The 23,175-nt window shown below is 37.8% G+C and carries 22 protein-coding genes; 17 read left to right on the top strand and 5 right to left on the bottom strand.

All coding sequences use genetic code 11. The features are described 5' to 3' along the window. Position 1 precedes the first annotated feature (1 nt). The 4 genes from BCR25_RS06495 to BCR25_RS06510 are packed head-to-tail and all read left to right on the top strand — an operon-like array spanning position 2 to position 4,301. Complete coding sequence (locus tag BCR25_RS06495; RefSeq protein ID WP_069662810.1) at positions 2-508, top strand: ComE operon protein 2; 507 nt, start codon at positions 2-4, stop codon at positions 506-508. Next, on the top strand, positions 483-2,810 hold the full coding sequence (locus BCR25_RS06500) for a DNA internalization-related competence protein ComEC/Rec2 (RefSeq protein WP_069662811.1): 2,328 nt from the start codon (positions 483-485) through the stop codon (positions 2,808-2,810). Before BCR25_RS06495 ends, BCR25_RS06500 begins: the two co-directional genes overlap by 26 nt. Before the next feature lie 49 nt (positions 2,811-2,859). Then, positions 2,860-3,891 carry a DNA polymerase III subunit delta gene (gene holA, locus BCR25_RS06505; protein WP_069662812.1) on the top strand — a complete coding sequence of 344 codons (1,032 nt, stop codon included), beginning with the start codon at positions 2,860-2,862 and terminating at the stop codon, positions 3,889-3,891. Positions 3,892-3,914: 23 nt separating this feature from the next. Continuing rightward, on the top strand, positions 3,915-4,301 hold the full coding sequence (locus BCR25_RS06510) for an ester cyclase (protein WP_069662813.1): 387 nt from the start codon (positions 3,915-3,917) through the stop codon (positions 4,299-4,301). Between the two features lie 99 nt (positions 4,302-4,400). On the opposite strand, the gene rpsT is transcribed toward BCR25_RS06510, so the two are convergent. Continuing rightward, a complete protein-coding gene (gene rpsT / locus BCR25_RS06515) occupies positions 4,401-4,655 on the bottom strand; it encodes a 30S ribosomal protein S20 (protein ID WP_069662814.1) in 255 nt (84 codons plus the stop codon). 212 nt (positions 4,656-4,867) lie between these two features. Between rpsT and BCR25_RS06520 the strand changes: the two genes are divergently transcribed. From BCR25_RS06520 to BCR25_RS06530, 3 genes are all read left to right on the top strand, one after another. Then, positions 4,868-5,902: an inorganic phosphate transporter gene (locus BCR25_RS06520; RefSeq protein ID WP_139124540.1), complete on the top strand. Its 1,035-nt coding sequence runs from the start codon at positions 4,868-4,870 to the stop codon at positions 5,900-5,902. A 66-nt stretch (positions 5,903-5,968) separates the two neighbouring features. After that, positions 5,969-6,592 carry a DUF47 domain-containing protein gene (locus tag BCR25_RS06525; protein WP_069662816.1) on the top strand — a complete coding sequence of 208 codons (624 nt, stop codon included), beginning with the start codon at positions 5,969-5,971 and terminating at the stop codon, positions 6,590-6,592. Between the two features lie 56 nt (positions 6,593-6,648). Further along, the gene (locus BCR25_RS06530; RefSeq protein ID WP_069662817.1) at positions 6,649-7,287 is read left to right on the top strand and encodes an HD domain-containing protein; all 639 of its coding nucleotides are present in this window, start codon (positions 6,649-6,651) and stop codon (positions 7,285-7,287) included. Positions 7,288-7,338: 51 nt separating this feature from the next. On the opposite strand, the gene BCR25_RS06535 is transcribed toward BCR25_RS06530, so the two are convergent. Together BCR25_RS06535 and BCR25_RS06540 are read right to left on the bottom strand one after the other, a co-directional pair. Beyond that, complete coding sequence (locus BCR25_RS06535) at positions 7,339-9,249, bottom strand: heavy metal translocating P-type ATPase (protein ID WP_211272499.1); 1,911 nt, start codon at positions 9,247-9,249, stop codon at positions 7,339-7,341. Positions 9,250-9,465: 216 nt separating this feature from the next. Further along, a complete protein-coding gene (locus BCR25_RS06540; RefSeq protein WP_069662819.1) occupies positions 9,466-10,296 on the bottom strand; it encodes an undecaprenyl-diphosphate phosphatase in 831 nt (276 codons plus the stop codon). 181 nt (positions 10,297-10,477) lie between these two features. On the opposite strand from BCR25_RS06540, the gene BCR25_RS06545 reads away from it, so the two are divergent. The 5 genes from BCR25_RS06545 to BCR25_RS06565 all read left to right on the top strand — a co-directional run bounded on the left by BCR25_RS06545 (position 10,478) and on the right by BCR25_RS06565 (position 15,592). Next, the gene (locus tag BCR25_RS06545) at positions 10,478-10,969 is read left to right on the top strand and encodes a PTS sugar transporter subunit IIA (RefSeq protein WP_069662820.1); all 492 of its coding nucleotides are present in this window, start codon (positions 10,478-10,480) and stop codon (positions 10,967-10,969) included. Between the two features lie 165 nt (positions 10,970-11,134). Continuing rightward, positions 11,135-12,199 carry a DUF871 domain-containing protein gene (locus BCR25_RS06550; protein WP_069662821.1) on the top strand — a complete coding sequence of 355 codons (1,065 nt, stop codon included), beginning with the start codon at positions 11,135-11,137 and terminating at the stop codon, positions 12,197-12,199. 1 nt (position 12,200) lies between these two features. After that, on the top strand, positions 12,201-13,088 hold the full coding sequence (murQ, locus tag BCR25_RS06555; RefSeq protein WP_069662822.1) for an N-acetylmuramic acid 6-phosphate etherase: 888 nt from the start codon (positions 12,201-12,203) through the stop codon (positions 13,086-13,088). A 22-nt stretch (positions 13,089-13,110) separates the two neighbouring features. Then, complete coding sequence (locus BCR25_RS06560; protein WP_069662823.1) at positions 13,111-14,538, top strand: PTS transporter subunit EIIC; 1,428 nt, start codon at positions 13,111-13,113, stop codon at positions 14,536-14,538. A gap of 196 nt (positions 14,539-14,734) precedes the next feature. Further along, a complete protein-coding gene (locus BCR25_RS06565) occupies positions 14,735-15,592 on the top strand; it encodes a MurR/RpiR family transcriptional regulator (protein ID WP_069662824.1) in 858 nt (285 codons plus the stop codon). Between the two features lie 214 nt (positions 15,593-15,806). Here the strand turns inward: BCR25_RS06565 and BCR25_RS06570 are convergent, their stop codons facing one another. Both BCR25_RS06570 and BCR25_RS06575 read right to left on the bottom strand, forming a co-directional pair. Next, a complete protein-coding gene (locus BCR25_RS06570; RefSeq protein WP_069662825.1) occupies positions 15,807-16,496 on the bottom strand; it encodes a histidine phosphatase family protein in 690 nt (229 codons plus the stop codon). A 31-nt stretch (positions 16,497-16,527) separates the two neighbouring features. Further along, positions 16,528-17,154, bottom strand: a complete 627-nt coding sequence (locus BCR25_RS06575; RefSeq protein ID WP_069662826.1) for an MBL fold metallo-hydrolase — start codon at positions 17,152-17,154, stop codon at positions 16,528-16,530. A gap of 223 nt (positions 17,155-17,377) precedes the next feature. On the opposite strand from BCR25_RS06575, the gene guaD reads away from it, so the two are divergent. The 5 genes from guaD to BCR25_RS06600 all read left to right on the top strand — a co-directional run bounded on the left by guaD (position 17,378) and on the right by BCR25_RS06600 (position 22,777). Further along, on the top strand, positions 17,378-18,754 hold the full coding sequence (gene guaD / locus BCR25_RS06580; protein WP_069662827.1) for a guanine deaminase: 1,377 nt from the start codon (positions 17,378-17,380) through the stop codon (positions 18,752-18,754). Position 18,755: 1 nt separating this feature from the next. Next, positions 18,756-20,138 carry a nucleobase:cation symporter-2 family protein gene (locus tag BCR25_RS06585; RefSeq protein ID WP_069662828.1) on the top strand — a complete coding sequence of 461 codons (1,383 nt, stop codon included), beginning with the start codon at positions 18,756-18,758 and terminating at the stop codon, positions 20,136-20,138. Positions 20,139-20,331: 193 nt separating this feature from the next. Next, complete coding sequence (gene guaC / locus BCR25_RS06590) at positions 20,332-21,309, top strand: GMP reductase (RefSeq protein WP_069662829.1); 978 nt, start codon at positions 20,332-20,334, stop codon at positions 21,307-21,309. 138 nt (positions 21,310-21,447) lie between these two features. After that, entirely contained in the window at positions 21,448-21,768 is a 321-nt protein-coding gene (locus BCR25_RS06595; protein WP_069662830.1) for a PadR family transcriptional regulator, read from the top strand. A gap of 25 nt (positions 21,769-21,793) precedes the next feature. Further along, a complete protein-coding gene (locus tag BCR25_RS06600) occupies positions 21,794-22,777 on the top strand; it encodes a permease prefix domain 1-containing protein (RefSeq protein ID WP_069662831.1) in 984 nt (327 codons plus the stop codon). Positions 22,778-23,175: the final 398 nt, after the last annotated feature.

Raw genomic sequence — 23,175 nt, forward strand, 5'->3', positions numbered from 1 at the left:
AATGACTTTAGAACGGATTCCTTGGGACCAATATTTCATGGCACAAAGTGTGCTGTTGTCTTTAAGAAGCACCTGTACTCGATTAGAGGTGGGAGCGACGATAGTCAGAGATAAACGTATCATTGCAGGAGGGTACAACGGCTCTGTCAGCGGAGATGTTCATTGTATCGATGATGGCTGTTATGTAGTGGATGGACATTGTGTTCGAACCATCCATGCGGAAATGAACGCCATTTTACAATGTGCAAAATTTGGAATACCGACAGATGGTGCGGAAATTTATGTTACCCATTTTCCTTGTCTACAATGTACCAAAATGATTTTACAAGCAGGTATTAAAAAGATTCATTATTTAAAAGATTATCGTAATGATCAATATGCATTGGCTCTGATTGAACAAGTTGGAGCAAGTGTAGACCAAGTGACACTTTCAAAAAAATATTTTGCTGAACTACAGTTAGGAGAAGAGCTTGCTTCAATCGATGAAGCACCTCAAACAGATCAATAATTTCTGGATCTTTCCAGTATTATTAATGGCCGCATCTGTTTTTCTCATTATAGAATTCAGTTGGTCGTCAAGTTTATTATGTCTTTATCTCTGTTACCGAATCATTTATACCAGAAATAAGCTCCTTGTCTTGATTAGCTTGGTGGCAGTTGGAATAATAACCTTCTCGTGTGTGTTGCTGCTAAACAAAGAAAAACAGCCCAAATTTCCTGAAAATAGTGAACAGATTGGTGAACTGACAGTTTTACCAGATCAACTGCGAATCGATGGTGATGGACTCCAAATGGAGGGGCTTTTTTCTTCTCAAACTCAAAAGCGGAAGGTCATCGCTTTCTATCGGTTCTCTTCTGAACAAGAAAAACAGTATTGGGAGCAGACAGCACATGTTTTGACTATGCAAATTGTTGGAAACGTTGAAACACCTCTTCCTCAAACAAATTTGCATGGATTTGATTATCAAAAATATTTAAAGACAAAAGGAATTTATCAAACAATAACGATAAGCAGTATACAAGAAGTTTGTGCAAAAAAGCGTCCTTTTTGGGATGTTTTTTCGTGGATCAGTATCTGTCGAAAAAAAGCGATCGATTATTGTTCAAAAGCGTTTATGCGTGAAACGGCACTTTATATACAAACGCTTTTATTTGGATTTAGATCAAGCGATTTTTTTCAGAAAGAAGCTGCTTTGGCGAATCTTGGAATCCTACATTTATTTAGTTTATCTGGTATGCATGTGACTTTTTTTATAGGTAGTTTTAGGTATCTATTTTTAAGAAGCGGCCTAAGTGTTGAAAAAGTATTTTGGCTTCAATTGTTATTTTCAGTCATCTATGCAGGTTTTACAGGATTTTCTGTTAGTGTTGTTCGGGCGTTAGTTCAACGGTCAATAATGTTAACCAACCGTCGATTTTCTTGGAAACTATCTGGACTGGATTGTTGGAGCTTTACCTTGATGATAGGGCTACTTGTTCAACCGTATGTATTGTTTTCTATTGGTGGTCAATTAAGCTATGGTTTGTCTTTTATTATTATAGTTGTTGACCCGATTACTGAACGTATCAGCAATCGGTATTTGAAAAGCTATTGTTTTTCCTTGCTTTTGAATATCGCCATTCTGCCTTTAGTAGGACTTTCTTTTTTTGAGTGGCAGATTACAGGTAGTATATTTACCTTTTTCTTATTGCCGCTTTTTGAGCGGATTATCTTGCCAGTTCTTACTTTTAGTTTTTTCAGTTCGTTTTTTGTTCAATTTGATTTTTGGCGGGTGGGCTTGGAATTCTATTTTTTATTGCAACAACAATTAGTTGATTGGCTAAATGACACGAGCACTTTTTCCATCGTTACGGGCCATTTTCCTTTCTGGCTATTCCTGGTAGCGGCTTTTTTAGAGGGTCTACTCCTAAATCAGTTGGTTCAGCGATCAAAAAAGGCTTATCTAGCAGGAATCCTATTGTTTTTATTGGTACACAGTAAGTATGCTTCTCCAAAAGGGACAGTAGCTATTATTGATGTAGGACAAGGAGATAGTCTATTTATTCAAACGCCGTTCCATCAGGAAAATATTTTACTAGATACTGGTGGTAAATTGAGCTTTGAAAAGGAAAAGTGGGCAACGAAAAGTAAACAGAAAAGTAATGCAGAGTATTCGGTGGTTCCTTATCTAAAAAGTAAAGGCGTAAAATACCTAGATAAAGTATTGATCAGTCATGGAGATATAGATCATTGTGGCGATCTTTTAGCAATCCATAAAAAAGTTCCGATTCGAGCACTCTATTTTCCAGCTGGAACAGAAAACAAAGGCGTATTTAGAAAAATGCTTGAGACCTTGAAAAAAGCGGGTGTTAAATGCTATCCTGTATTAGCAACACAGTCTCTTGGGCGTTCGCTATCATTACAGGTTTTAGCACCTGCCAAAGCTGGTCGCGGCGAGAATGAAGATTCATTGGTTGTCTATACAAAGGTTGCTGGACAGCGTTTTCTCTTTACAGGTGATTTAGATATACATGGAGAAAACCAATTGATCAAGCACTTTCCTAATTTAAAAATAGATGTATTAAAAGCTGGCCATCATGGGAGCCGCACATCAACAGATCGCTCTTTTATAAAACAAATTTCACCGACCGATGTTGTTATTTCTTGTGGACGAAACAATCGTTTTAAACATCCTCATGAAGAAGTGTTAACGACATTAGAGCAAGAAAAGGTAACTATTTTTAGAACGGATCTAGCAGGGATGGTCTATTATGAATGGACCCCTTGGACAAAATTATCGCCAGCACAAACGATCATTAAACATGACTAGCATTTCTTGGATTGTCATGATAGGATTGATAAGAGAAATGAGGGGAATTATGAATTTACAAGAAGCACTCCATCAAGTTCGTCAACATCAGTTTGCCTCTGTTTATTTGGTTCAGGGAACAGAAGGATATCTGAGTGAATTATTTAAAACAGAATTAATGAATCAACTAATCAAAACGGAAGATGATCAGTTCAATTACTCTTCTTTTGATATGGAAGATGTCCCCTTATCAACGGCAATTGAGGAAGCTGAAACGATTCCTTTTTTTGGTGATTACCGCTTAGTTTTCATTGAAAATCCTTATTTTTTGACGGCTGAGAGGAAAACGAATGGTCTCGAACATGATATTGATGGTCTACTGAGCTATTTAGAGCAGCCATCACCAACAACGATCTTAGTATTTAGTGCAAACGTTGAAAAACTAGATGAACGGAAAAAAATCACAAAGGCAGTTAAGAAGCATGCCACCTTTATTGATGTGAATCCTATGGGCGAGCGAGAAGTACGCCAATACATCGAACAAACAATCCAAAGCGAAGGCTATGAGATTCGTCCAGAAGCGTTCGAATTGTTATTACAGCTGACAGATCTGAATCTCTCAAAAGTGATGGGAGAATTACAGAAGCTATTTCTATTTTCTTCTGACGATAAAGTTATAGCATTGCATGCTGTAAAAGAATTAGTACCAAAATCTTTGGAACACAATGTATTTGATTTAACGAATGATGTATTATCCGGAAATGGAGAAAAAGCGATTCAGCTTTATGAGGACTTATTACTTCAAGGGGAAGAAACAATCAAGTTAAATGCGATTTTATTGAATCAGATCCGTTTGTTTTTACAGACAAAAATATTAGCCAAGTTAGGTTATCAGCAAGCCAATATTGCGGATACTTTAAAAATCCATCCTTATCGTGTAAAACTAGCACTTCAGCAAGTAAGACGCTTTGAGTTGGATCGTCTAGAGATTATTTATGATGAGTTGGTTGAAAATGACTTTAAAATGAAAACTGGACAGATGGATAAAGAATTGTTATTCGAATTATTTATTTTGAAGCTTTCTGCCCAAGTCGCGAAATAGCCAGTCAAAGGAGACCATATAGTATGGACCAAGCAAAAAGAATAGTAACCGACTTCTTTGAAGATGTACGTTCTGGAAAGAATCTTTCAGCAGCGTATGAGTTTATGCATGAACGAGTGATTGCGCACCAAGTTCAGTCAGAAAATGAATATACAATCGAACGCTCTCCTAAAGATTACATTGCACATGTAAAAGAGATGCAAGAACTTTATGGTGAGTTTCAATTGGAAATCCAAGAAATAGTGGCAGATGAGAACAAAGTCTATGTTCGGTGGAAACAAATAGGCCATACAGCAGCTGGAAAACAAGTGATTCAAATTGCGAGTGCTGTGTATCTTGTTGCACAAGGTAAAATTTCTGAATATTGGATTCAAATTGACCGAAAAGGATTAGAACTTCAAAGTAACTGATTTATTAAATAGAAAGAGTGGACAAACGATATTATTCTGTTTGTCTGCTTTTTTTGTATAAAAAAGAAGCTAACATAACTGTCAGCTTCTACTAATTCTTTATTTTGCTAATTTTTTGCTTAGACGAGATTTGTCGCGGCTCGCTTTGTTTTTATGGATCAATCCTTTTGATTCAGCCATATCCACAGCTCTAGCAGCTTCTTTATATAACTCATCCGCGTTATCAGCACCAGTAGCTACAGCATCTTCAAATTTCTTGATTGCTGTACGCATAGAATTCTTTTGAGATGAATTTTGAGCATTCGCGTTAGCGTTAGTACGTACACGTTTAATTGCAGATTCAATATTTGGCATTTCTTTCACCTCCGATAAAATAAGGTCTTACACAGGAATATCCATATGTAATTCAACACTAATCATTATACCTAATACAAACTATCATTGCAATAAAAGATGACAAGTTTTTTTCCTTAACAGTAAATTAGTGACTTTCAGTGAACAAAAAAGGTACATATATGAAAAATTAGATACATTTAACAAAATATATGATATTATTACAGGTGAAATTGAAATGGTGGGGTGTGAATGTGAATATTGCTATAATGATAACGATTACATTGGTGATGGGAGTTATTTTTGTAAATGGTTGGACGGATGCGCCAAATGCAATTGCGACGGCTGTCTCAACCAGAGTCTTAAAACCCAATGTAGCGATCTGGATGGCTGTTGTCATGAACTTTTTAGGAGCATTGGTTATGACCTATTTCAATGCTCAAGTAGCTGAGACGATCAGTAATATCGTCAGTTTTGATGCACATGGGAATGCCTCTCAAGTAGCCTTGGCAGCATCATTGTTTTCAATCGTTGTCTGGTCAGTTGCAGCGTGGTATTTTGGTATTCCAACAAGTGAGAGCCATGCCTTGATTGCTGGTCTGACCGGCTCTGCAATGGCGTTAGGTGGTCTCGGAGCGGTCAACGGATCAGAATGGACAAAAGTCTTGGTTGGTCTAGTCGTTTCAACTGTCATGGGATTTGGCGGAGGTTTTCTAGTGACTAAGCTGATCGTATTTCTGTTCAAAGGTGTAGCTAGAAGAACCGCTGACAAAGTATTTACCTATGGTCAGGCGTTTGGTGCAGGAGCTAATGCCTTTTTGCACGGCGCACAGGATGGACAAAAGTTCATGGGTGTGTTTATGCTAGGCTTATATTATAATAATCTTGCCGAAAAGTCTGGTTCAGGCTTTATTATCCCTATTTGGGTCATGGTTCTTTGTTCTGTTACGATGGGCTTTGGTACATCTGTCGGTGGAATGAGAATTATTAAGTCTGTTGGAATGGATATGGTCAAATTAGAACGTTATCAAGGATTTGCTGCCGATTTGAGTACGGCTATTTGCCTGTTTGCGGCATCAATCTTTGGGATTCCAGTGTCAACAACTCATACGAAGACAACAGCGATCATGGGAGTCGGTGCATCAAGACGCGTTTCCAGTGTTGATTGGCGCATTGTAAAAGAAATGCTGATTGCCTGGATTTTAACATTTCCTGGTTGTGGTGTGATTGCGTTTGTTATGGCGAAGCTATTTGTTGCACTTTTCTAAGAAATGACTGTAAAAGATTAGGATTGACTTCATAACGATAGAAAATGAACTAGGGGAGAGAATGAAATGGCAAGAAAAAAACAATTTGACTATTTTGGAGAGTTGGCTCATTTAGCTAAAAATGCTCATCAGGCTGCAGAAATTCTGGAAATGATCGCGATCGATTATTCCCTCGAAACTTTAGAAAAAGAAGCAGTCAAGATCCATGATCTGGAGCGTGAAGGGGATCAAATTGTTAAAAGGATTTTAAATGAATTGTATATTTCTTTTATTACACCGATCGATCGAGAAGATATCGTCGAAATTACTGAGCGCTTAGATGATGTACTAGATTCAATCAATAGCGTTGCTTATTTGTTAAGCAGCTTGGTGGTTGAAGAGTTAAAGGAGAATGCCTTAGTATTCATTGCTTATGCACTGGAAGCGACTGCTGGAGTATTAACGGCGACAAAAGAGTTTGCCAAGTTTAAAAATTCAAAAACGCTACACACTATGATCGATGAGGTAAGTGAGATTGAAGGGAAAGCAGATAAACTATATAGTGAGTCTTTGAAAAAGCTTTTCACAAATGAAAAAGATCCAATCGAAGTGATCCGCTGGAAAAATGTTTATGATCAATTAGAAGCATTGTTAAATGCCAGTGAATCTGTCGTTGATGTAATCAGTGGGTTGGTCATTAAAAATAGTTAAATAAATAAGATCGATTGAGATGAATGATCATTTGTTTTACGATTGGGAGGATGTATATGGAGTTACAGCAAATCAAAGATATCAAGACCTTTGTACAATTAAAAACAAAAGATGATAGAAGTGGTCATGGAATGGATCATATTGAGCGGGTCGTTCGAAATGCGCAGAAAATTGCTCAAACAGAAGACTGTGATCATTTTGTTGTGACAGCTGCTGCCTACCTGCATGATATCGCTGATGACAAGCTTGTTACTGATCAAGAACAAGCCTATCAAGAGATGATAACCTTTTTGCAGACCCATCAGATTTCTACTGAACGAATCAAGCATATTATGTATATTATTCAAAATCTTTCGTTCAGCCAAGAGCTTGAAGGAGGGAAAGCGACTTTAAGTATAGAAGGAAAAATAGTTCAAGATGCGGATCGTCTGGATGCGATGGGAGCGATCGGGATTATTCGAACCATATACTATGGTGGTCATAAAGGGAACAAAATCTATGATCCTGAGATTCCCCCCAGAACATTACAGAAAAAGTCTGATTATAGAAATGAAAGCACGGTCATCAATCATTTTTATGAGAAAATTTTGTTGTTAAATGAGCGCCTGAATACAGCATATGCTAAAAAGATAGGGCAGAAGAGACAACGATTTTTAGAAGACTTTTTAGAAGAATTTTTGGAAGAATGGGATTAAAAAACTCAAAGAAAAATGATAGAAGACAGTATCATTTTCTTTGAGTAAACGTTAAACAAACTTAGTCGTTTGGAAAGGATAGTCTTTCTGAACGGCTTCTTTTTGGATTGGAATGGTTTTAAGTAACCGAAGACCATTTAAAATGACTAATATCGTGCTTCCTTCATGTCCAATCACCCCTAATGGAAGATTGATGATTTGGAAAAAATTTGAAAGAATCAAAATCAAGATTACGCTAGCCGAAAATAGGATGTTTTGAGTAACGATCCGTTTCAATTTTTTTGAAAGTAAGTGACTCATTTGCAGTTTTTCTAGATCATTTTGCATCAATACGACATCAGCTACATCCATCGCGATGTCTGTTCCATCGCCCATCGCTACACCAATCGCTGCATTCGCTAAAGCGGGCGCATCGTTGATGCCATCTCCAACCATAGCATTGATTGTATAGCGTTCTTTTTGTTGCTTAATCAGAACTGTTTTTTCTTCTGGTAAACAATTTGCATGAACTTCATCGATAGCCAGTTCATTTGCTACAGCTAAAGCAGTTTTTTCTTGGTCACCAGTAATCATGGTCGTGCGAATCCCTGCTTGTTTGAAGTAATCAATAACTTGTTTTGCCTCTGGTTTAGGGATATCTAATAAGCCAAGATAAGCAACGATCGTTTGATCTTCGAAAAGATAGATGACTGTTTTGCCGTCTTTTTGTAACTGATCAATTTGATCGTGAGTTGCTGGGTCAATAGAGCTGGAATCATTAAAAGTAATTTTTCCTAATCGCCACTTTGTTTCCTCAATCGTTGTTTCCATTCCAAACCCTACAACATTTTTAACTTCGAGTTGCTCGTAATGAGTGACACTTTCATCTTCAAAACGAGCGATTACCGCCTGTGCGAGCGGATGAGTTGATTGCCTTTCCATTGCGACAAGAATATCCAAGGCTTGTTGTTTATCTTTTAAAAATACAGCATCAGTAACTATTGGTTTTCCTTTTGTTAAAGTCCCTGTTTTGTCAAACGCAATGGCCTTTAGACCAGCCAAATTTTCTAGATAGACGCCACCTTTAAATAAGACGCCGTTTCTGGCACCATTTGAAATGGCGGCTAAAGTGGCTGGTGTAGCAGAAGCGACTAACGCACATGGAGAAGCCACGACAAGTAAAACCATTCCTCGATAAAAGCTCTCATTCCACGACCAGCCTAAAAAGAAATAAGGAATCAAGATCATCAGTGGAATGGCAATCAGTACAACTTTTACATAACTATTTTCTAGTTTTTCAATAAAACTTGCTGTTTGTGAAGGGGTATTTTGTGCTTCGTCAACTAAACGAATGATTTTAGCAAAAAGTGTATCTTCGCTGTTCTTTGTAACGGTCATTGTAAAAGCTTCTCCCAAGTTGATCGTTCCGCCAAATAATGGATCTTCTGCTTTTTTTTCAACAGGAATCGATTCTCCTGTGATTGCAGCTTCATCAATAGCAGATGAGCCGGAAGCTAAGGTACCATCAATAGGGATACTGGCACCTTTGGGAACAAGCAAAGTGTCACCAATCTGCAACTTTTTAACAGGAACTTCAGTGGTTTTCCCTGTTGAATCAAGTAAATAAGCTGTTTCCGGTTGTAAATTCATCAAGCTGGCAATCTCTTTTTTACTTTTATTTGTCGTATATTCTTCGAGTGCACCACTAAGGCAAAAAATAAATGTCAACATCGCACCTTCAAACCAGTTACCAATGATGCAGGCACCAATAGCAGCTAGAGCCATTAATAAATCGACATTCATGTGCTTGTTTGTGATCGTATCGATCAGACCTTCTTTTGTTTGTTTAAATCCGCCAAAAAGAATAGCTAAAAGAAAACTGATAAAATAAAATGAAACCCCAAATTTTTCTAAAATCAGCCCGGCGATCATAAAAATAAAACATGCTACAGTAGCAAGAATTGCTTTTTTATCTTTTGAAATATTCATGATTATCACTCCTCACTAAGAGCATAACATAAACAGAATCTAATTGATAATGAAATTATCTAAATGAGAATGATAGTGATTATCATTTAGGTATTTGCTTATTTATAGGTATTCGTTATTGCTTTTAAAATATATTTATTCTAATTAACAATGATAATCATTATCATTATATGAACAAAAAAAAGAACCGATAAAATCGGTTCTAAAATGTTATGAAAATAACCAGTAACTAATCAGTAATACGCCAAGAATGATGCGGTACCAGCCAAAAGCTGTAAAATCGTTTCGCTTCAAGTAATTTAGCAAGAACTTGATTACGATGATTGAAACAACAAAGGCTACAATAGAACCGGTGAGCAAAACAAGGATTTCATTGAATCCAAAAGAATTGCCTTTGGCGATGAATTTTACAATTTTTAAAAAGCTCGCCCCAAACATAACTGGAATCCCAAGGAAAAAAGAAAATTCTGTCGCAACGAAACGTGAAGCGCCAATAAGGATCGCGCCAAGGATCGTTGCACCTGAACGAGAAGTACCTGGAACCAATGACAACACTTGGAAAAAGCCAACAATAGCTGCTGCTTTATAAGTGAAACTACTTAGATCCGTACATTTTGGTTTACGTGTTTTGTTTCTTTTTTCGATGACGATGAAGGCTATACCATAAACAATTAACATCAATGAAACCGTAAAGAAATTATGGAATTTCGCTTCAAGCCAGTCATCCAACAAAATACCGATGATTCCAGCTGGTACGGTAGCTACAACAACTTTTGACCATAAAATCCACGTATCCTTTTTCTCATTTTCATTTTTTTGAGGAGAAAAGGGGTTTAGTTTGTGGAAATAAAGAACAACGACGGCCATAATCGCTCCTAGCTGGATCACTACATTGAACATCTCCATAAAGTCAGTGCTAAGATTCATTTTAATAAATTCATCGACTAAGATTAAATGTCCAGTACTACTGATTGGTAGCCATTCAGTTACTCCCTCGATAATCCCTAAAATAATTGCTTTCCATAAATTTGATAAAAGCATAGGTTCAATCCTTTCAGTGTAAAAATAATAAAATCACTTTAAGTATACCTTTTCAGTAAAAAAAAACCAACTAACATTTACGAGACATTAAAAAAATTTAGAATCCGTTGATTGACAGTTGTATTTATCTTGAGAATTTTCTATACTGTTACTATTCATAACAATTGGAGGAAAAGGACAGATGTTTGGATTTTTAAAAAAGAAAGAGACACCTCAAATCAATGAAACATTATATGCAGTAACGACAGGAAAAGTGATTCCTATTAGTGAAGTCAATGATCCTGTATTTTCACAAAAAATGATGGGAGACGGATTTGCAGTAATCCCTGAGACTGGAGAAATCTATGCACCGATCGAAGGAAAAGTGCTAAGTGTATTTCAAACAAAGCATGCGGTTGGAATGAAAATGACCAACGGACTGGAAGTATTATTACACATGGGCATTGATACTGTTGAATTGAACGGTGCACCTTTTACGATCAACGTTACGGAAGGGACAAAAGTTTCTCCTGAAACCTTGATCGCAACGGTTGATTTGGATGCGATTACTTCAGCAGGAAAAGCGACGGATATGGTGATTGTGATCACGAATATGGATTTAGTGAAACAGTTTGACCTTTCGAAAACAGGTCAAGTTCGTGCGGGAGAAGCCGTTGGTACAGCCAAGGCATAGAGAATGAAATAATGTTTTATGAAGGAACAGGCAAAGCACAATGCCTGTTCCTTTTTTAGTTATTTTTGAAAAAAAATTCCGTTTTATAAATAATTTAAGTTTTATACTTGAAATATTATTTCAAAACATTTATAATGAAAGCGAGTTAGAGAGGAGAAGATAGTGATGTATGGTCTGTCCGTTTTCTTAGGAGAAGAATTAACCGATGAAACTCAAACATATATAGAAACAATGAGCCGGCTCGGAATCAAGGGGATTTTTACTTCGTTGCATATTCCAGAAGAAGATAGCAAACGATATGCACAACGACTAACGAAGCTTGGTGAGCTAGCTAAAAAAAATGAAATGAAATTAATGGTTGATATTTCAGGTGAAGCGTTAAAGCGTGCAGGGTTTTCTTTTGACCGACTGGAAGATATTTTGGCAATAGGAGTCACAGGTTTGCGTATGGATTATGCGATTTCCAATCAAGAGATTGCACAAGCTTCTCAAATGATCGATATTGGGTTAAATGCCAGCACGATCACTGCCGAAGATGTTGCAGAACTGAAAAACGATGGAGCTGATTTTTCACGTTTTGAAGCCTGGCACAATTATTATCCTAGACCTGAAACTGGGTTATCATCTCAGTTTTTTGAGCGAAAAAATCAATGGCTGAAAGAAGCTGGTTTTAAGGTGTTGGCTTTTGTTCCAGGAGATAAAAACCTGAGAGGTCCGTTGCAACAAGGATTGCCAACCCTTGAAAAACATCGCTATGAGCACCCTGTTTCAGCACTGATTGAGTTGAAAACATCTTTTTCAGTAGATGGTGTTTATATCGGAGATCCTCAGCTTTCTGATCGTACGATAAGGCAATTAGCGTTGTATCTTGATCAGAATGTTCTTGCTTTGGAAGTTGTTGACATCGGCAGTCGTTATTATTCGCATATTTTAGGTGAACATGTGAACCGTCAAGATGCTGCTAGAGATGTGATCCGCAGTGCAGAAGCTCGTTTTAAACGAATCGACAAGATTAGTCCAGAAACGGCAATGAATCGAACATTGGGCAGTGTGACAATCGATAACTCGAAATACGGACGGTACATGGGTGAAATACAAGTGACAAAAAAAGAGTTGCCGAAAGATGAGAAAATCAATGTAGCAGCTCAAATCATAGCCGAGGATCGTTCGTTAGTGAAATGTATTCAGGCAGGCACCAAATTTAAACTGATACGGAAGGGAACTTTATAAAATGGATTTAGAAAAATTGACAACTGAACGTAGAAACCAAGAAACAATGAATTTAGATGAGCTGACAGTAAAAGAAGCCTTGATCAAAATGAATCTAGAAGATCAAAAAGTAGCACTAGCAGTCAAAGAGGCGCTTCCACAAATTGAGCCAGCTGTTGATGCGATCATTGATGCCTTTAAAAAAGGAGGCCGTTTGATTTATATGGGGGCTGGGACTAGTGGGCGTTTAGGCGTGCTGGACGCTGCTGAATGTGTGCCGACTTTTGGTGTTGAACCTGAAATGGTACAAGGGTTGATCGCTGGTGGACAAAAAGCAATGACGATCGCTGTTGAAGGTGCCGAAGACTCTAAAGAATTTGGAAAAGCTGATTTAGTAGAAATAAACTTAACAGACAAGGATATTGTTGTTGGTATTGCAGCAAGTGGACGTACACCATATGTCATAGGCGGATTGACTTACGCCACTTCTGTAGGTGCTGCAACCGCTTCAGTTGCTTGCAATAAAGATGCTGAAATCAGTCGATATGCACTGTTTCCGATTGAAGTCGACGCAGGCCCTGAATTTTTAACTGGATCGACAAGACTAAAATCTGGTACCGCACAAAAACTTATTTTGAATATGTTATCTACAGTTTCTATGATCGGAATCGGTAAGGTCTATAACAATTTAATGGTGGATGTAAAAGCGACCAACGAAAAATTAGTTGAGCGTTCAAAACGAATCATTATGGAAGCGACCAGCTGCGACTATCCAACAGCTGAAACATATTTTGTAAATGCAGACGAGAATGTAAAACTTGCGATTGTTATGTTATTGACAAATTCTTCAAAAGAGGAAGCCGAAGCAAAATTGATTCAAGGAAATCATTTTATAAAAAATACAATTTAAGGATTTTGAGGGGGAAAGAAAGATGGCAGAGGATAAAGTAAAACGTTTAGCTAGGGAAATTTATGCAGAGGTTGGCGGACAAGAAAATGTAGAAAAATTGCGTCATTGTATGACAAGAGTACGAATGGACATTCGTGATTATGATAAAGTGAAGCTTGAAGCGCTGAAAAATATCGATGGTGTGATGGGCGTTGTCGAAGATGATACCCTGCAAGTGGTGATCGGACCAGGGACTGTAAATAAAGTAGCGCAAGAAATGGTAGACATGGCAGGCGTTAAATTGGGAGAAGCATTTCCTAAGACTGCTTCTGGCAAGCAGCTGGTAGAAGAAAAAGCAGCAGAAGTTAAAGCGGCTCAAAAAGAAAAAAATAAAACGAATTCTGGTTTCAAAGCTGTACTGAAGTCAATTTCCAACATATTCGTACCGTTGATTCCAGCTTTTGTTGGAGCGGGGATCATTGGCGGGATTGCGGCTGTGATGTCCAATTTACTTGTGGCAGGAACTATTGGCGATTCTTGGCAGCAATACATTGATGTGTTAAACATTATCAAGAACGGGATTTTTGCATATTTAGCCTTATATACAGGGATCAACAGTGCCAGTGAATTTGGAGCAACTCCCGCACTTGGAGGAGTCATTGGTGCAGTAACGATGCTAACAGGAATGAATCCGGAAGCGCCACTGCCAAATATTTTGAATGGCGGAACATTATCTGCTGGTCAAGGTGGAATTATCGGAGTGATTTTTGCTGTTTGGTTACTTTCATTAGTAGAAAAACAATTGCATAAAGTCATTCCAGATTCAATCGATATTATCATTACTCCTACGGTTTCTTTACTGGTAATTGGGTTAGTTACTATTTTCTTGATCATGCCGGTAGCGGGTCTGATTTCTAATAGTTTAGTCGGAGTGATCAATGTTGTATTGGAAAAAGGTGGAATACTCGCTGGATTTACGTTAGGTGCTACATTCCTGCCTATGGTTATGTTTGGTTTGCATCAAATTTTAACTCCGATCCATATAGAAATGATTGCGCAAACAGGAATGACGTTGTTGCTGCCGATTCTAGCAATGGCAGGAGCTGGTCAAGTAGGTGCAGCGTTAGCCCTATGGATTCGCTGTAAAAAGGATACTCAGTTAGTTGAAATGATCAAAGGAGCATTACCAGTTGGGATTTTAGGTATAGGTGAGCCCTTGATTTATGGAGTGACACTTCCATTAGGACGTCCTTTTGTGACTGCTTGTATTGGTGGCGGTTTAGGCGGTGCGGTTATTGGCGCTTTCGGCAATGTGGGCGCGATTGCAATCGGTCCTAGCGGTGTTGCGCTGATTCCGCTGATTGCTAACAACCAATGGCTTGCCTATGTTTTAGGCTTATTAGCTGCTTATGCTGGTGGATTTGTAGCAACGTTCTTCTTTGGAATTCCGAAAGATTTACAGAATAAATAATCGACGATTCAATGGTTAGAAAATCAACTATTTCTTTTAGCGTATCTGTTTCACTAAGCTGAAAAAGATAGTTGATTTTTTACAGTAATCATTTCAAGTTACTTCAGCAGGTGATTTTCTTTTCTGCTATAATAAAATAGAAGCGAATAACAAGTTTAATGTAAAAGATTCGAGCAGGAAGAAGGGTACGAAGAATATGCAGCAAAACATTATTTTAACGATTCAGGATCATTTTAAAACATTGCCAGGTTCTGAACAGAAGGTTGCTGAGTATATTTTAAATAATACCAATAAAGTCATCAATTTAAGTGCACAAGAATTAGCTAAAAAATCTGGTTCTAGTCCGGCAGCGATCATTCGTTTTTGTCGATCGATAGAGGTAAGTGGCTTTACAGATTTAAAGCTGCTTCTTTCTGCTAACTTAGGTGCAGTTGACACAGAGATGTACACTGAGGTAGAAAATGGAGAAACCACTGCTGCTATAAAGGAAAAATTACAGCATCGACTTGTGCATGTATTGGAACGAACAAATGAGCATTTAGAGGCAGCAGCAGTTGATCAAGCTGTTCTTGCAGTTGAAGCGGCAGAAATTATTTTTGTTTATGGCTTAGGCGCTTCATCTCTAGTGGCACAAGATATTTATCAAAAATTTACCCGGCTAGGGTTAAGTGTGTTTTTTACCATGGATCTTCATTTGTTTGCTTCAGCTTTAGGAACGAACCGCTTAAAAGGATTATTTATAGGCGTTTCTAATTCAGGTCAGAATTCCGAGACAAATGCGTTAGCTGATTTAGCGATTGAAAAAGGGTTACCTGTGATAGCGTTAACGGCTGACAAAGAGTCTGAGCTGGGGCAAAAGAGTGAAGTGACCTTATTAACACCTCAAGGAGAAGAAGCACCATTGAGGAGTGCCGCAACGGTCTCATTGACCGCTCAGCTTTATGTTGTCGATGTTTTATTCTTTGCGTATGGCGCGAAAAATTATGATGAAACATTAGAGAAAATTCGTCATTCCAAAGGAGCCGTCGAGCGTCTAAAAAAACAGAACCTTTAGAGTGCGAGAATAGACGTGTTACCTATTTCTTGACGCTATTTAAAACAAAATCAAAGGAAAAAGAAGAGATTGTAACGTCGTTCTATAGTTACACCTCAGTCTATTAAATTACGAACAAATGGTGACAAAAAACATACTAAGATTAGAGGGTAAAGTCATCCGTCGATGACTTTACCCTCTAATTTTAGTATGTTTATCCTAACCGGATCTTTCCTCAACTTCTACGTCCGTCTTCAATATAGTGAAGATCGTTTACCGTATCAATTGTAAATTGACCGTTTTCGTATATCAGTTTTGTAACGCTGCCATTTTCCAAGCCAATCTGCATAGGCAGACTTGAATCGATCAAGGATAGTAGAAAGGAAATCGTCAATCCGTGAGATACGATCATGACGTTTCCGCCGCCGTCTTTTTCTCGTCGATGGGCAATATCTTCAAAACCATTCCAGACACGTTCTTTGATCTTTTCATAAGGCTCTGCCCAATCAGCGGAATCCGCTGCAACGATTGCATCTGCTAAATCTTTATAACTGATGCGATTGGTCATCATATCATCGTAGTTTTTAAAAGCTAAAATTCGTGGTACAACACCCCATAATTCGCCATCGTAACCGCCATCTAAAGAACCAAAACACCATTCACGAATCCGACTATCTGTAGCATAAGGAATCTCAGAACCCTTATTATGTTCCTGTAAAACGATGCGGGCAGTCTGCATGGCTCGACCGCTATCACTAGAATAAGCTTCTTTAAAAGGAATCTCTTTTAGACCAGCACCTAAATAGTGGATAACTTCTTCTCCCTGTTTTGTCAAGGGCGTATCAGACCAGCCTTGAGTTCTGCCAATCGTATTGAACATTGTTTTCCCGTGACGGATAATATATAACACTGTTGGTTCATTCATACTAAAGCCTCCTCGAATTTTGTCCTAAAAGTTAGTTAAAAAAAGGATTTGTTTTCTTTTCGTGTTCGATCGTTGTGGCATCTCCGTGACCTGGATAAGCAGGAAATTCATCCGGTAAAGTAAAAAGATACGTTGTAATACTGTGAAGGAGCTGCGTCATATCACCAGTATGTAAATCAGTTCTGCCGATGCTGCCTTTAAACAACGCATCACCAGTCACAACAAAATCATCAAAGATAAAACTAACACTTCCAATAGAATGACCAGGCGTTGGCACAACAGAAAAACGGATTCCGCCAAGTTCATAATCGGTCATTTCAAACTCTACTTCAGCAGGCTGAACAATAATATCTGCTATATCATCATGTCTGCCTAATCCAGATAAATTTAAGACAGGGTTAGATAACCATTCTTGTTCCAACGGACTCACATAAACAGGAATCTTGTACTGTTTACGCAACTCTTCAACCGCACCAATATGATCATAGTGAGTATGTGTCAGTAAAATAGCTATAGGTGTTTTGCCGGTTTTTTCGATCAAATCAGCAATTTTTCTCGCTTCAGCGCCTGGATCGATGATTAAAAGATTTTCTTCGTTATAGATCAAGTAACAATTTTCCTGAATGTCACCTGTTAAGATACGTTCGATATTCAACATGTTTTCTTCCTCCTAATGGACAAACTTTCTACTCTAAGTATAACTCAATTTGGCATAGAATCAAAAGTAAGAGACAGAATTTGATTGTTGTTTTATTAGTTCGGATTAAAGTTCGGTTTTTAGTGTTTATTATTAGGAAAAATATTTTTTTTTATAAAAATATAGATTAAATACGAATGATTGTATATAATAGGTTAGTATTGTTATGGAAGGGGTAGTCTAATTGTTTAAATTTGTTGTAAAAGGAACCGCATTTACTAGTATTAATCAAAAAGAGGTAGAGGTTTTAGAGAATTCGTTATTTTGTATAACAGAAGCAGGGACTATCGCTAAGATTATCAGGCCGGATGAAGAAAATTATATGGAAACCATTCAAGAGTATTCAGCGAAAAAAAAGCTGGAAGAGCTGCCGGCTGATCAATATATTTTGCCTGGCTTTGTTGATCTTCATATTCACGCTCCACAATGGGCTCAAGCAGGTACAGCACTTGATTTGCCGCTGTATGATTGGCTCAATACCTACACATTTCCTTTGGAGGCCAAGTTTTCAGACAAAGAATTTGCGAACGAAGTCTATTCAGATCTCGTCTCTCAATTGTTAAAAAATGGAACAACGACTGCTTTGTATTTTGCTACGGTTCATCGTGAGTCAAGTGTGCGCTTAGCTGAAATTTGCAGTGAAAAGGGTCAAAGAGGACTGGTCGGTAAAGTAGTGATGGATGATCCAGAACAAACGCCAGACTACTATCGAGATGAAAAAGCAGAAACTGCGATTGCAGATACAGAAGAATTTATCAAAGAAGTATTGGCATTAAATACGAAAACTCCGCAGGGCGTTTACCCAGTTGTCACACCAAGATTTATTCCCAGCTGTACAGATGAAGCGCTAGCAGGCTTAGGAGCTTTAGCCGCTAAATATGATGTTCACATTCAATCACACTGTAGCGAAAGTGATTGGGCTCATGGCTTTGTTTTTGAACGCTTTGGGAAAAATGATGCATTTGCTTTAAATGATTTTGGTCTTCTTGGTGAAAAAGCTATAATGGCTCACGCTGGCTTTTTATCGGATGCTGATATGGGATTATTCGCAGAAAAAGGAACAGCAGTTGCACATTGTCCAATCTCTAATGCTTATTTCGGCAATGCAGTGACGCCTGTTGCAAAATTGCTAAATGAGTATCAAGTAGAAGTTGGTCTAGGTAGTGATATCTCAGGTGGTTTTTCTCCGAGTCTTTTCGATAATATCAAGCAGGCAGTGATATCGTCTAGAATGCTTGAAGATGGAGTGGATAAAGACTGCTGTAGTGAAAAACGAGGAGTAACAGGATCGCGCCTTACACTTAATGAAGCATTTTATTTAGCTACTGCTGGTGGGGGAGAGTCTTTAAGCTTACCGATCGGTAAACTAGCAGTAGGATTTGCTTGGGATGTTCAGTTTGTTACGACGAAAGAGTTGCCGATTTTTACAAAATCAGAACCATTACTGGATATTTTTCAAAAAATCGTCTATTTATCACATCCGGAAAGCATTCAAAAAGTATGGGTCCAAGGTAGAAAAGTTTATGATAAAGAATCAGAGAAACGAAAGGAAGAAAATTAAGATGTCAGAGTCACAATCAAAACAATCTGCACTAACAGTCGGTCCAAATGATGATTTATCCATCGGTCAATCCATGCTTTTAGGAATTCAGCATGTTTTAGCAATGGATGTTTATGTAGTTCCTTTCATTATTGCTTCTATTATAGGTTTAACAACAAAAGAATCTTCTGCGTTGATCCAATCAACTTTTATTGCAGCAGGACTTGCTACGATCATCCAGTCTTATTTTTGTATGAAACTACCAGTTGCACAGGGACCTTCGTTTATCCCGATTGGAGCGGTTGCGGGGATTTATTTTGCTAACAGTCAAAATGGTCAGGGCTGGGGCACGGTATTAGGTGCTGGTCTAGTTGGTGCGATCTTTGTAATTGTTTTAGGTGTCACAGGTATTTTCAATCGCTTAATCAAAGCTTTTGTGCCGCCAATCGTGGGTGGAACGATCATTTTTATCGTAGGGCTATCATTGATGCCTGTTGCGCTGAATGATAATGTGTTTAATGCGACAGGAAATATTGGTCAAAACATCTTATTAGCAATCATTGCTGCTGCTTCGTTGATTTTATTTGCGATGATTGGTTCTCGTTTTCCAGGGAAAGGCAGGATTTTTAGAATTTCCTCTGTGATTTTAGCGTTGATTATTGGCTGTATAGCAGCTCAAACAATGGGTGTCTTGGATCTATCTCAAGTGTCACAGGCACAACTGATCAGTGTACCAACGCTTCCTTTTGTTGATTTTCATTTCTCGTTTGATGTATCTTCAATTTTGACAATGATCATTATTTACATCGTGTTGATGGCTGAAACGACGGGTACTTGGTTTGCGGTCAGCAATGTATGTGAAGAACCGTTAACAGATGAAAACATCAATAGAGGTGTTGTTGGAGAAGGGATTGGCTGTTTCATTGCTTCTTTGTTAGGAACAACTCCTGTCACGGGGTATTCAACGAATGCCGGAATTATTTCAATTACTGGTGTGGCTAGCAAAAAGGTTTTTGTCGCTGCTGGTGCGTGGTTTGTTGTTTTTGGCTTATCAGGAAAGCTGTCTACCTTGATATCTTCGATCCCATCTCCAGTGATTGGCGGGGTATTTGTAGTCGTTTGCGGTATTATCTCAATCAGCGGAATCAAAGTTATCAAAGAGGTTGAAATCAATGAGAAAGAAATGTATGTGATTGCGATTCCGATGATTTTAACTTTAGCTTTAACCTTAATACCTAAAGAGTTTATTCAAACCTTACCACAATTTTTACAATACCTTTTTGGTTCCTCTGTTGCCACAGCTTCAATTGCAGCCATTCTTTTAAATCGTTTGCTGCCAACGGAACGGACAGAAATACCTACAGCTGAAAAAGACATTAAAAGTAGTGAGGTTGAAGTGGTCTAGTTGAACCTTATCTAACTATTTTTTATAAAACACGAACATTCATTTGAGTTTTCTTTATTTTTCGTTTTTTACCTTTGACTTTCCAAGTGTTATAGTGTAAATTAGCATAGGCGCTTGTGAAATACGAACGATAAAGAATTGAATGTTCGTGTTTTTGCGTATTTTTAATGAATTTGCTAGGAGGCAGTAATGTATGAAAGTTTTTGATTACGAAGATATCCAATTAATTCCCAATAAATGTATTGTGAATAGTCGCTCAGAGTGCGACACAACGGTTAAGTTAGGAAAACATACCTTTAAAATGCCAGTGGTTCCAGCGAATATGCAGACGATCGTAGATGATAAAATCGCTGAATTTTTAGCTGAAAATAACTATTTTTATATTATGCACCGTTTTGATGAAAGTGCTCGAATCCCATTTATCGAAAAAATGAAAGCGAAAGGCTTGATCACTTCGATCAGCGTTGGCGTTAAAGAAGAAGAATATCGCTTTGTAGAAGAATTAGCACAACGCGGCTTAGTGCCTGATTACGTAACAATCGACATCGCCCACGGACATTCAAACGCTGTAATCAATATGATTCAACAGTTGAAAAAGTATTTGCCAGAAACATTTGTTATTGCAGGGAATGTCGGTACTCCTGAAGCTGTACGTGAATTGGAAAATGCAGGAGCGGATGCAACAAAAGTCGGCATTGGTCCAGGAAAAGTCTGTATTACAAAAATAAAAACTGGTTTTGGAACTGGCGGCTGGCAACTGGCCGCTCTGCGCTGGTGTGCAAAAGCCGCTAGAAAACCAATTATTGCAGATGGTGGTATTCGTACGCCTGGCGATATTGCAAAATCTGTTCGGTTTGGAGCGACAATGGTCATGATCGGCTCATTGTTCGCAGGACATGAAGAATCTCCTGGGGAAACAAAAGTTGAAAATGGTGTTGTTTATAAAGAATACTTTGGTAGTGCATCCGAGTTTCAAAAGGGTGAGAAAAAGAATGTTGAAGGTAAGAAAATTTGGATTCAGCATAAAGGCAGCTTGGTTGATACGTTGGTTGAGATGCAACAAGATTTACAATCATCGATCTCATACGCTGGTGGGCGAGATCTTGAATCGATCCGTAAAGTCGATTATGTCATCGTGAAAAATTCTATTTTTAATGGAGATACGATTTAAAAGTAGACCTATTTTTAGAAGTGCGATAAGCACTTCTTTTTTTGGATTATTTTTTACTTTACCTGTCGTAGTAATCGTGGTATGATAATTACAACGACAGACGTAGTACGTTGGATGAAGTAATTTGGAGGTGATTGAATGATCGGCAGTGATGCAATCAGAGGATACAATGACACGTTCATTTTATCTGTTTTGCAAGAAGGTGACTCCTATGGGTATGCTATTTCAAAACGAATCACTGAAATTTCTGAAAATAATTATTCTATCAAAGAAACAACTTTATATTCGGCGTTCAATCGTTTAGAAAAAAATGGATTTATCGAATCGTTTCCCGGACAGATCACTCATGGGAAAAAACGAACCTACTATAAGATAACCACGTCTGGAAAAGAATATTTAGAAGAAAAAATTGCAGAATGGCAACTGACAAAAGAAGTTGTGGAACGTTTTATTCATTGAATGAAACAAACGGGGAGGAAAAAAAATGAAAACTATTAAAGACTATATCGACAGCCTATTCCTTGGAGTAGTTGAAACAAGCCAAACGAAACAATTAAAAGAAGATTTACTGGCAAGTGCTGAAGATCGATATGAAGACTTGAAAAGTCAAGGGAAATCAGAAAATGAAGCGATTGGCAGTGTGATAGCGGGATTTGGTTCAATCGATGAATTACTGGAAGAAATGAACTTGAAACAAGATTTTAGAGAAGAAAAAGGGTATGAACTTGATAGCATCACTTTGGAAGAATCTCTTGATTTTCTTAAAGTACGCAGAAGAGGGGCTACTTTAATTGGTTTAGGTGTGATGGTCATTATATTAGGTGTTGCCTCATTCTTTGGATCAATGGTTTTGTATGGTGAAACGTTTGGTGAAGGTTTTGGGATAATGTTTGTCTTATTAGGCGCCGCAATAGGGGTTCCACTATTTATTATTGCAGGTACAAGTATGGAAAATTTCAGTAAGAAACTGAATGATCGATTCATTTCAATTCAAGTTAAAAATGAAGTCAAAAAGAGAAAAGAGGCTTTTCAACGCTCGTTTATTATTTGTATAGTTTTTGGAGTAGCCCTATGTATTGTCTCTGTGATTCCTTTAATTGTACTTTCGGAAATGTACGATTCAGAAGTTTATGAGTTGCTTGGGATAACTTGTTTGTTAATATTAGTTGCTTTCGGTGTTTTCTTCTTCATTTTCGGTGGTGTGATCATGGGAAGTTTCACCCAAATGCTTGAACAAACTTATTTTGTTTCAGATGAAAGTGAATTAGGACCTAGGGCAAAAGCTGAACGTAATCGTAAAATACCTAATTGGATGCAGACCCTTGAAAAAATTTATTGGCCGATTGTAGTAGGGATTTTTCTGTTTCAAGGATTTTTTCTAGGTAATTGGGGAACTAACTGGACGATTTTTCCAGTAGCTGCGATTCTATTCTGGATTTTAGAAAGTATTTTTGGCGAAAGTGAATAAAATAAAAGAATCTGGGACATAACTCTATGAGTGACAATCTAGTCACTTGACATCCGAATAAACGGTGGAAGTAGAAACAACCCCTTCGGAAATAAGCTGAAATTGCTGTAAAACACAACGAGGAACGAGTTGATGTTGCACAGTACCTACTTGGTCACAAAAATTTGAAGAGCACCAGGTAGGTACCAATTATCATCAGTTCGTAAACTCACTGTGATGCTTGGCAATTTTCGTGAATTCCAGCTTATTTCTCGGGGTTAAACGTTTCTATCCCAGCCTCTTTCCTACGATTAGTCAAGTAGAAAATAGAGAAATAATTGAAGGTATTGTAGTGATTTATAAATTAAAATGTTTTTTTGGAACAAAGTCCGCAGTAAATAACCCTGATGAAGATGTAT

It is taken from the genome of Enterococcus termitis (assembly GCF_001730305.1).
GTDB lineage: Bacteria > Bacillota > Bacilli > Lactobacillales > Enterococcaceae > Enterococcus_L > Enterococcus_L termitis.